Consider the following 8785-nt stretch of genomic DNA (forward strand, 5'->3'; position numbering starts at 1 on the left):
CGTTTCCTACCTTGAAAAAACGGTATGAGACAAAAAATAGGACGAAAAATCTCAAATATCAAGGGAGATTTGGCTAAGATAGAAACAAGATCAATCCTGTCATCTACAAGATATCGCTTAATTATGGCACTCAAACTTCATGTTCCGTCGATCGTCTGTTCCGGCTGCGGAAACACTATTACCGAAGCCATCAAAACCGTTGAACCGGAAGCTAAGATTGATGTAGATTTAGCCGCCAAAACTGTGACTGTGGAAGCTAAAGCCTCGGAAGAGTCTATTAAACAAGCTGTGGTTGCTTCCGGTCACACAGTCCTGGAAGCCTAATATTACGATAAGCCCTGGTTTGCGTGCGATCGGGGCTGATTTACAGATAATCGCTTACCCGAATCTTTGGTTGGGGAGGGCGAGTTTACAAATATTCTGGATGTGCATCATAGATGTTGGTGAACTCGCCCCTACAGCATCCGCGCATAGACAACTGACAACTGACAACTGACAACTGACAACGGACAACCAACAACTGACTAATTAAGATTCTTCGTCCAAGTGTTCGGCGACTGCTTGGTAAAGTTCTAAAACGTGTCGATCGAGTAAACTATAAAAAACTTGTCTCCCAACTTTGTGGTAACTTACCAACCGCATCGCCCGCAACGCCCGCAACTGGTGCGATACAGCCGATTCGCTCATGCTCAAAGCCGCCGCCAAGTCGCACACGCACAATTCTTGATTTGCTAACACAGACAGCAGCCGCAGCCGGTTCGCATCTCCCAAAAGACTGAAAAACTCTGCCATCCGTTGGGCTTTTGCTGTCTTCAGCACTTGTGTTTGGATGTGTCCAACCCGTGAACTTTCAACTGCGTGCGATCGCCCGCAGGTTGGTGTATCGTTTTGTTGGTCAGGCTGACTTATCGCTCCGTTAACAGCAGACTTCGGTGACATCTTTTCCCGGCTGATTTTAATTCTCATTTTCATATTAGCGCGATCGGTCAACCTTTTGTTACAAAACTTTTACCAGAAACAATTAGTTGAAAGCCCCAAACCGGAGCGGGAGAAATGAAAATCAGACTTTTCATTATTCCAATCCTCGGACTTAAAGGTAGAGGTCGCCCTCCTTCGGTCAACTGTCAACTGTCAACTGTCAACTGTCAACTGTCAACTGTTGAAATCTCCTTGACATATATCTGAATATATGTTCAGATATATGTATAGGCAAAAACCCACCAGGAGAAAGTAAAGTCAGTAACCCAGCCCTAAAGGGACTGAGCTTGCAAGAGCAATTAAGCAAGCTGTACTGACCAGCCTAAGATCTTAAAGGTCTACGTTATTTGGGTCATGACACCGGAGAATGCGACGCTAGTTTTCCGCTCTGTCGTTGGTAATTAAACAGTCTTAAGGTCACTGAGACAGTGTTGCCAGCGTAACAAGCCCTTATAACATTGACCGACAAGCGAACATTACCCGCAAGGGATTAGGAGACAACCAGATCTCCACGGAGGGGCAACCATACCCCTCCAACCCCGAAAGGGGCAGATAAAGATTCAAGGCGGTTGAAACCGCTCTTGGAGTTTTCCTCTCAGATCTTAAAGATACTGAGTTTCCCACTTACCGAGTGTTTTTTATGACTACCGTCACCCAAATGAAATGTGCTTGCCCTTCTTGTTTGTGCGTTGTCAACCTCAGTGAAGCGATCGCAAAAGACGGAAAATCCTACTGTTCGACTGCTTGCGCTGACGGGCACCCCAACGGTAGCGGCTGCGGCCACACCGGCTGCGAGTGCAGCAAATAAATATTCCGCTTCCGAAAAGGTTAAGGAACCTCTGTAAAAATATATCTAAGGGGAGATGCGAACAGCGCATTTCCCAATTTTTGTGTTTTTAGGTTAAATCAAGGTTAAAATACGGGTAATCAAAGGTTAAAAGTGGTTTAATCGACTAAGTACACAGGGAAAAAGCACAATTGTTACGTTGGGAATACAATAAAAGCAAGTTAGGGTCGCAATACTAAGTGCAAAGACTGCTATTAATAGCAGAGATAAAACCAAAAGTTGAATTAGGAGGGGGCAATGAAAGACCGGGAAGATTTTTTACATCCTCGCAGTCGCTACTACGGTGATTTCACACCTGAAAACTTGGCATTTAATGCCAACTTGCAGGAATTTGCTCAGAAAATAACTTATATTTGCTCTCTGGAAACAGGGGGTAAAATTAGCGCCGAGAAAGCCTATAAAGATATTAAGGCGCTTTGGAAAGATTTAAAATCCTCTAAGAAGCAATTGGGAATTGGGCAAAAACCCCCCAGTACCGATGACGGCAATTCGCCTTATTGATAGAGTCTAATAAGGTTTGTAGTGAGGACTTTAGTCCTCTGATTGATGCGGACTAAAGTCCTCACTACAAACCAAATTGCGCGCACTACGGAAAGGGTGTACAATTGCCGCCGAGGCCGGAGGTAATTGCACAAGTATTGGTTTTTAGCATTCCTTCATAGGTATCAGCACCGGTGCCTGAACCACCTAACTCGTCGCTGTAAAGTTCTTTGTCGGAAATGTTGACATTTGCTTCCCTCGCTACAGTCTGCATTAACTTCGGATTGGTTGTGGTTTCTACAAAAATTGTTGGCACTCCTGCTGTCTTAATTTGTGATGATAATTCGGCAATTCTGGCGGCTGTCGGCTGTTCTTCTGTTGTCACTCCCTGCAAAGCTCCAGCTACCTCCAAACCGTAAGCATCGGCATAGTAACTCAGAGCATCGTGAGTGGTTACTAACTTGCGTTTATCCGCCGGAATTGTCGCGATTTGAGCCTTAATCCAAACATCTAGTTTTTGGAAATCACCTGTTAATTTAGCGGCATTGCTGGTATAAAGTTCGGCATTGTTGGGAGCAATCTTTTTCAATTCATCGCGAATAGTTTCTACCATGCGGATGCCATTTTGAGCATTGTGCCAAACGTGAGGGTCGGGAACTTTTTCGCCTTCTGCGTGGGGTTTGTTTTCCGCTTTTTCTTCGTGTTCGTGTTCGTGTTCGCCCATCAGCGGTTTGGGAACGGCGAGTTCGTGTACGGCTATTTTGGGTGCGGCATTGGCACTGGATTTAATTAGTTTAATGATGCTGGGTTCGTGGTCGTAGCCGGCGTATAAAATCAGATTGGCTGTTTCAATGGCTTTGCTGTCTTCTGGTTTGGTTTGGTAGGCGTGGGGATCTTCTCCGGGCTTGATGAGACAGGTGGTGTCGATCGAACTTTCGGCAATTTTTCTGGTTATATCGCAGATGACACCAGTCGTAGCTACTACTTTTGGCAAATTGGTGGCGGGAGTGGCTTGAGTTTGAGTGGTGGCTGGACTCTGGGGCGCCGACTTGCTGGTTTCGGAACCCGAAGAGCACCCAACGACTCCGCAGGCGATCGCCAAAACCGCCACACTGCACAATCTGCTGCTTTTTTCCGTCAAGTTTTTTAACATTTCAGCTTTGGAACGATAATCGTTATTACTTTTAGAGTTATCCTATTCTAGTAGGCACGAACAAGAATCGTTCTCAAAATCTGGAATTATGTTAGAAGTGCAAGACTTGGCTGTAAATTATCGAGGAATTTCGGCCCTCAACGGCGTGAATTTTCAGTTAGATCCGGGACAGTTAACTGGTGTGTTCGGCCCCAACGGCGCGGGGAAAAGCACCATGGTGAAAGCGATGCTGGGATTGATTCCGACCTGTCGGGGTTTGGTAAAATATCAGGGGCGGTTGTTGAAGGAACAATTGCGACGGGTGGCTTACGTGCCGCAGCGATCGCAAATTGACTGGGATTATCCAATTACTGTCTGGAATGCGGTGATGATGGCGCGGACTGTCCAGACTGGTTGGTTTCGCACTCCCTCGAAGCAATCGCAGGAGTTGGTGAAAGCTGCTTTGTTGCGGGTGGGAATGTGGGATTTGCGCGATCGACAAATTGGCGAACTCTCCGGGGGACAGCAGCAGCGCATATTTTTAGCAAGATCGATCGCCCAACAAGCCGATTTATTCTTCTTCGACGAGCCCTTTAGTGCGATCGACAAAGCCACAGAAGAGATTATCTTCGATATTTTCGCCGAACTCAAAGCCGAAAACAAAACATTGCTAGTAATCAGCCACGATTTAGGCGAAACTTTAAAACAATACGACAATTTATTATTGCTCAACAAACAGTTAATTGCCACAGGTTCCTGCCGGGAAGTCCTGACTGCTGCTAATATTCAAAAAGCCTATGGATACGATTTAAGTTTAGTTTCCGCCTAAGCAAAATGGGATTATTTTAATTTTCAGGTGTGCAGAATTTTTAAATTTCATCTTCAGTCCGCGGAGGCGGACTTTGTTTGTGTAGTTTGACCTCGAATTCGGATGACGGGCGCTTCGCCACATCCGAATTTGAGGTCAAAAGCGGTTTCAACCGCCGACTGTTATCTGTTATCAAGGAAATTTAATGTTAAACATACTAATTGAGCCGCTAAAATTCGAGTTCATGCGAAATGCGATCGCCGTCGGCATATTGCTAGGAATTGTCTGTGCAGTAGTTGGCTCATACTTAATTGTACAGCAAATGGGAATGATGGTAGACATGATTGCCCATTCAGTATTAGCAGGACTGCCGGTGGCATTTTCTTTAGGTTTCAATATTTCCATCGGCGCATTTATCTCAGGAATCATTAGCGCGATAATTATGGCGTGGATTCAATCGCAATCCCGGATTAAAATAGATGCAGTTATGGCATTAATTTTATCGACATTCTTAGCAATTAGCGTCACCTTAATTAGCGTGTTGCGGACAACAAAACTAGACTTAGACGGTTTTTTGTTCGGGAATATATTGTCAGTTGCACCGTCTGACGTACAGCAGACTTTTATAATAACTATAATTATTTTGGTTGCAGTTAAAATCTTTTACAAAGAACTGCTATTCTATACCTTCGACCCGCTAGGAGCACAGGCGTCTGGTTTGCCTGTAAACTGGATTTACTTGGGGATGATTTCGGCGATTACGCTGACGGTGGTGGCGAGTTTGCAAACGGTGGGCGCACTATTAGTAATTTCGCTGTTAATCGGGCCGGGAATTACGGCGTATTTGTTAGTAAAAGAGTTACATTTAATGATGGGAGTCGGCGCAATTATTGGAATTACAGCTAGTCTGACTGGAATGTATCTTAGCTATTATTTTAATATGCCATCTGGTGCGGCAATTGTATTAGTTGTTTTTGGATTATTTTTAGTAGCTTTGCTGTTCAGTCCCAGTCAAGGAATTTTGACTAGAAAAAGAGGATAATCGGATTTTAGATTGTAGAATTAACTATGACTAAACCTTTTGTATAAATCCTTGTATAAATCTTAGAGTGATAGGTTAATCGCAGATATAAGGCAGATCATTTCAAGAGATGAATAAAGCAAGGGCGGGTGAGTTTGCTACCGAGATTGTTTGGGAGTATCCGTCACAATCACTAGCTTAACCCACCCTGCCAATATGCCTTTTTTACCAGAAAGAAGCTGTCAACTGTCAACTGTCAACTGTCAACTGTCAACTGACCCTTACTTAGCTTGGCAATAGGTTTCGTAAACACCATCAAGCAGTAAATTAAGAGCAAAAGTTGCTTTCTCAGCAGCTAACAGTGCTTCTTGTTGTGCTTCTTCAGTTTCACAAAGCTGTAACAAAGCTTCGCGGGTGGCTTCCGAGTGGAACTCATCGGCTTTTTCGTGAACTTGGAAGAAAGACAAAGCAGCTTGTGAATCGATGCCGTAAAATTCCTTTAAACCAGCGATTTTGGTTGTAGAAACTTCGGGGATTTGTGCTTCGTAAGCGTAGAGGGCGGCTAAACCTTTGGCGGGAGATTCGCTGCGCGCTAAGTCTTTGAGAATGCGGACAGATTCGGTGGTTTTTTCTAAATGTTCGCGATCGAGAACTGCATTTCTGTCTAAACCCAAACCTTCGGCGAAGCGCAGCCACAGTTCGGGGTGATTTGCAGCGCCTCGCTCTTCTTCTATGAGGTTTTCGAGGAGCATTTGACGAATTTTGATGTCGTCACAGGCGGCGTGGGTAGCGCTGACGTAGGTGGGGAAGTTGTGAACTTGCAGGTAGTATTCTTGTGCGTACTCTTGCAACATTGCGATGTCGAGTTTGCCTTCGTTCCACATTTGGTACAACGGATGTTTCAGCAGGTGGTTTTGGTCGAGAATGCTGTTGAGTTGTTCGAGAAATTGCTGTTGAGTCATAATTTGCGATCGCCCTTAGGGATTGTGCAGCCACTAAAATGTTATTGCAATCTGGGATTTTGTCAATACCAAGTTTTCAATTGTTGATGTTTTTGCTACACTGGGGCGATCGCCAGTTATGCCAACTTAGCGCCGCCCGAACCCTTTACCGCGCATAGACTTTGACCAAACCAGCAATTCGCCGCCACTACCGCCGGCGGCGAGAAACTGACCGTCGGGATGCCATGCGAGACAGGAAAAACCGCCCTGGGCGCCTTCGAGAATTTGCAGCAATTGTTCTGCTTCGTACCACAAACAAAGTTGACCGTCGGCGGATGCGGAAGCTAATAAAAATGTGGTAGGTTGAAAGGCGATCGCATTTACAACTTTTTCATGAACCTCTAGCGCCCAACCTTCCCAACCGATACTTTCATCAGCATCTCTTTCCCAGACGGAAATGCCTCTTGAACTCGAAGCAGCCAACAAAGGTGCACCCAAAGAATTAGTTCGATCCGACCAAGCCAACTCGCGAACTTTCCCCGGAAAACCCTGCATTACCCACGGTTCTAAATTGCCCCATTCACTAACAATTAGGGTATTGTCCATATTGCCGCAGGCTAAATATTCCCCTGACGGCGACCAAGCAATTGCACCAGTTACAGACGGTACTGATAAAATTTCCGGGTCTTCATCCCAGTCCTCGCCACTCCAAACTTTAACACCTTTATAGCCGCTAACTGCCAGGTATTGAACAATTGGATGCCATGCTAAATCGAGAATAGATGATGAGTCGAAATTCAGCGTTACTTCAACAACATTATCATCAGCATTCCAGATTTGAACGTAGCGGCCCATGCTGAAAGCTAACTGATTGCAGTGGGGACTCCAAGCTAACTTATCAACCCAGACGCGCTGATTGTCCAAATCTGCAATTAATTCCCCAGAATTAACTCGCCAAATTCGCACCCGCCCATCTTGTCCGCCCGCAGCTAGGAATTGACTGTCGGCAGAAAAAGACAAGCAATCTGCCGATTTCCCTGTGGCACCTTGCAGCAGTTGCAAGGACAATTTATTGACTGCCCCTACTACTGCCGTCAACATCACTTCGCCCGCAGCGGAACAGACCGCTAAAGTTTTGCCGTCTCGCGACCAAGTAACAGCAGTTACGTAGTCAGACAACTTTTCTTTAGCGTGAAATTCCAGAGTTAGCTCACCGCCATCGCTCTTTTTTTTGCCTGTTTCTTTTAAACTAGACACCGACGGAAATCCTCTCGCAATTGAGTTTCATCTAAGTTCCTGCCAATGAATACGAGCTCATTTTTGGGAGTTTCGCTATCTTTCCAAGCTCGATCTGGTCTGCCGTCGAACAGCATATGTACTCCTTGAAAAACAAATCGCTTGTCTTGTCCGGATATGTTTAAAATGCCTTTTGTCCGAAAGATGTCTGTGCCTTTGGTTCGCAACAATTCGCCAATCCAATCACTAAATTTGTCGCCATCTACAGCGCCAGATTCTACAATTGCCATTGATTTTACTGTTGCATCATGTTCGTGAACGTGTACGCTCAAAAAGTCGGGTTCGATTTCTAATGCGCGATTCAAATCAAAGGCTTGAACTCCTAACAAGGCATCAATTTCTAGTTCTGCGTTGTGAGTGCGGTGAATTTTTGCCATTGCATTCATGGCGCGAATTCGCTTTTCTAATTCTGCCAACTCTTCTGTTGTGACCAAATCTGTTTTGTTGAGCAAAACTACGTCAGCAAAGGCAATTTGTTCTTGGACTTCTTCGGCATCCCAATGTTGCCATACGTGCTTGGCGTCAACGACAGTAACTACTGCATCTAGCAGCAATTGATCCCGCATATCTTCGTCTACAAAGAATGTCTGAATTACGGGTGCGGGGTCGGCTAAACCTGTCGTTTCGATGACTATGTGGTCAAATTTTTGGCGCCGCTTCATCAAGTTGCCGATAATCCGAATTAAGTCGCCTCGGACTGTACAGCAAATGCAGCCGTTGTTCATCTCAAAAATTTCTTCGTCGGCATCAATTATTAGTTGGTTGTCGATGCCTACTTCGCCGAATTCGTTGACGATGACTGCAACTTTTTTGCCGTGCTCCTGTGTTAAAATGTGGTTAAGTAGCGTAGTTTTGCCTGCACCGAGATAGCCTGTGAGAACGGTCACGGGAACTGATTCGATCGCTCCAGCAGTAACCATATTTTACCTCTAGTTTTGTAGAATGATAACCATTGTCGCTATTTTACACCAGACTGGCTGGTAGCAGCCACAATATTAAATAATATTAATAAATTGTTCGCGAGAGCCTGGACTTTAGTCCGCATCCATAGAAGAAGGACTAAAGTCCTGACTACGAACCTTGACAGATTGTAGGTTCGTAGTGAGGACTTTAGTCCGCATCCATAGAAGAAGGACTAAAGTCCTGACAGTGAGGACTTTAGTCCGCATCCATAGAAGAAGGACTAAAGTCCTGACTACGAACCTTGACAGATTGTAGGTTCGTAGTGAGGACTTTAGTCCGCATCCATAGAAGAAGGACTAAAGTCCTGACTACGAACCTT

The 8785-nt window shown here is 45.1% G+C and carries 12 protein-coding genes; 7 read left to right on the plus strand and 5 right to left on the minus strand.

Annotation, left to right across the window (positions count from 1 at the left end; all coding sequences use genetic code 11):
* Nucleotides 1–123 precede the first annotated feature (123 nt).
* Nucleotides 124–324: a heavy-metal-associated domain-containing protein gene (locus QZ918_RS12850; protein WP_293146624.1), complete on the plus strand. Its 201-nt coding sequence runs from the start codon at nt 124–126 to the stop codon at nt 322–324.
* Between the two features lie 204 nt (nt 325–528).
* Here the strand turns inward: QZ918_RS12850 and QZ918_RS12855 are convergent, their stop codons facing one another.
* Nucleotides 529–939, minus strand: a complete 411-nt coding sequence (locus QZ918_RS12855; RefSeq protein ID WP_293335534.1) for an ArsR/SmtB family transcription factor — start codon at nt 937–939, stop codon at nt 529–531.
* 114 nt (nt 940–1053) lie between these two features.
* Here QZ918_RS12855 and QZ918_RS12860 point away from each other — a divergent pair, with 114 nt between their 5' ends.
* The 3 genes from QZ918_RS12860 (at nt 1054) to QZ918_RS12870 (ending at nt 2326) form a co-directional block, all read left to right on the plus strand.
* Nucleotides 1054–1185, plus strand: coding sequence for a hypothetical protein (locus tag QZ918_RS12860; RefSeq protein ID WP_293335493.1), 132 nt, complete (start codon nt 1054–1056; stop codon nt 1183–1185).
* A gap of 433 nt (nt 1186–1618) precedes the next feature.
* Nucleotides 1619–1786: a metallothionein gene (locus QZ918_RS12865; protein ID WP_293335496.1), complete on the plus strand. Its 168-nt coding sequence runs from the start codon at nt 1619–1621 to the stop codon at nt 1784–1786.
* A gap of 276 nt (nt 1787–2062) precedes the next feature.
* Entirely contained in the window at nt 2063–2326 is a 264-nt protein-coding gene (locus tag QZ918_RS12870) for a DUF7219 family protein (RefSeq protein WP_293335499.1), read from the plus strand.
* A gap of 85 nt (nt 2327–2411) precedes the next feature.
* On the opposite strand, the gene QZ918_RS12875 is transcribed toward QZ918_RS12870, so the two are convergent.
* Nucleotides 2412–3458 carry a metal ABC transporter solute-binding protein, Zn/Mn family gene (locus QZ918_RS12875; protein ID WP_293335502.1) on the minus strand — a complete coding sequence of 349 codons (1047 nt, stop codon included), beginning with the start codon at nt 3456–3458 and terminating at the stop codon, nt 2412–2414.
* Nucleotides 3459–3546: 88 nt separating this feature from the next.
* Here QZ918_RS12875 and QZ918_RS12880 point away from each other — a divergent pair, with 88 nt between their 5' ends.
* The 3 genes from QZ918_RS12880 to QZ918_RS12890 all read left to right on the plus strand — a co-directional run bounded on the left by QZ918_RS12880 (nt 3547) and on the right by QZ918_RS12890 (nt 5566).
* The gene (locus tag QZ918_RS12880) at nt 3547–4266 is read left to right on the plus strand and encodes a metal ABC transporter ATP-binding protein (RefSeq protein ID WP_293335505.1); all 720 of its coding nucleotides are present in this window, start codon (nt 3547–3549) and stop codon (nt 4264–4266) included.
* A 184-nt stretch (nt 4267–4450) separates the two neighbouring features.
* Nucleotides 4451–5287 carry a metal ABC transporter permease gene (locus QZ918_RS12885; RefSeq protein ID WP_293335508.1) on the plus strand — a complete coding sequence of 279 codons (837 nt, stop codon included), beginning with the start codon at nt 4451–4453 and terminating at the stop codon, nt 5285–5287.
* Nucleotides 5288–5437: 150 nt separating this feature from the next.
* Nucleotides 5438–5566, plus strand: a complete 129-nt coding sequence (locus tag QZ918_RS12890; protein ID WP_293335511.1) for a hypothetical protein — start codon at nt 5438–5440, stop codon at nt 5564–5566.
* Here the strand turns inward: QZ918_RS12890 and QZ918_RS12895 are convergent.
* The 3 genes from QZ918_RS12895 to QZ918_RS12905 all read right to left on the minus strand — a co-directional run bounded on the left by QZ918_RS12895 (nt 5548) and on the right by QZ918_RS12905 (nt 8423).
* Complete coding sequence (locus QZ918_RS12895) at nt 5548–6228, minus strand: CADD family putative folate metabolism protein (RefSeq protein WP_293335514.1); 681 nt, start codon at nt 6226–6228, stop codon at nt 5548–5550. The two genes, QZ918_RS12890 and QZ918_RS12895, sit on opposite strands and share 19 nt — an antisense overlap.
* A 126-nt stretch (nt 6229–6354) precedes the next feature.
* On the minus strand, nt 6355–7464 hold the full coding sequence (locus tag QZ918_RS12900) for a WD40 repeat domain-containing protein (protein WP_293335518.1): 1110 nt from the start codon (nt 7462–7464) through the stop codon (nt 6355–6357).
* Entirely contained in the window at nt 7452–8423 is a 972-nt protein-coding gene (locus tag QZ918_RS12905; protein ID WP_293335522.1) for a CobW family GTP-binding protein, read from the minus strand. The genes QZ918_RS12900 and QZ918_RS12905 overlap by 13 nt, the downstream gene beginning before the upstream one ends.
* Nucleotides 8424–8785: the final 362 nt, after the last annotated feature.

The organism is Microcoleus sp. CAWBG58, assembly GCF_020883045.1.
Classification (GTDB): Bacteria; Cyanobacteriota; Cyanobacteriia; order Cyanobacteriales; family Microcoleaceae; genus Microcoleus.

Bases quoted from the DNA above. Each gene is read 5' to 3' on its own strand.
- QZ918_RS12850 (WP_293146624.1), top strand. From the start codon at position 124: ATGGCACTCAAACTTCATGTTCCGTCGATCGTCTGTTCCGGCTGCGGA.
- QZ918_RS12855 (WP_293335534.1), bottom strand. From the start codon at position 939: ATGTCACCGAAGTCTGCTGTTAACGGAGCGATAAGTCAGCCTGACCAA.
- QZ918_RS12860 (WP_293335493.1), top strand. From the start codon at position 1,054: ATGAAAATCAGACTTTTCATTATTCCAATCCTCGGACTTAAAGGTAGA.
- QZ918_RS12865 (WP_293335496.1), top strand. From the start codon at position 1,619: ATGACTACCGTCACCCAAATGAAATGTGCTTGCCCTTCTTGTTTGTGC.
- QZ918_RS12870 (WP_293335499.1), top strand. From the start codon at position 2,063: ATGAAAGACCGGGAAGATTTTTTACATCCTCGCAGTCGCTACTACGGT.
- QZ918_RS12875 (WP_293335502.1), bottom strand. From the start codon at position 3,458: ATGTTAAAAAACTTGACGGAAAAAAGCAGCAGATTGTGCAGTGTGGCG.
- QZ918_RS12880 (WP_293335505.1), top strand. From the start codon at position 3,547: ATGTTAGAAGTGCAAGACTTGGCTGTAAATTATCGAGGAATTTCGGCC.
- QZ918_RS12885 (WP_293335508.1), top strand. From the start codon at position 4,451: ATGTTAAACATACTAATTGAGCCGCTAAAATTCGAGTTCATGCGAAAT.
- QZ918_RS12895 (WP_293335514.1), bottom strand. From the start codon at position 6,228: ATGACTCAACAGCAATTTCTCGAACAACTCAACAGCATTCTCGACCAA.
- QZ918_RS12905 (WP_293335522.1), bottom strand. From the start codon at position 8,423: ATGGTTACTGCTGGAGCGATCGAATCAGTTCCCGTGACCGTTCTCACA.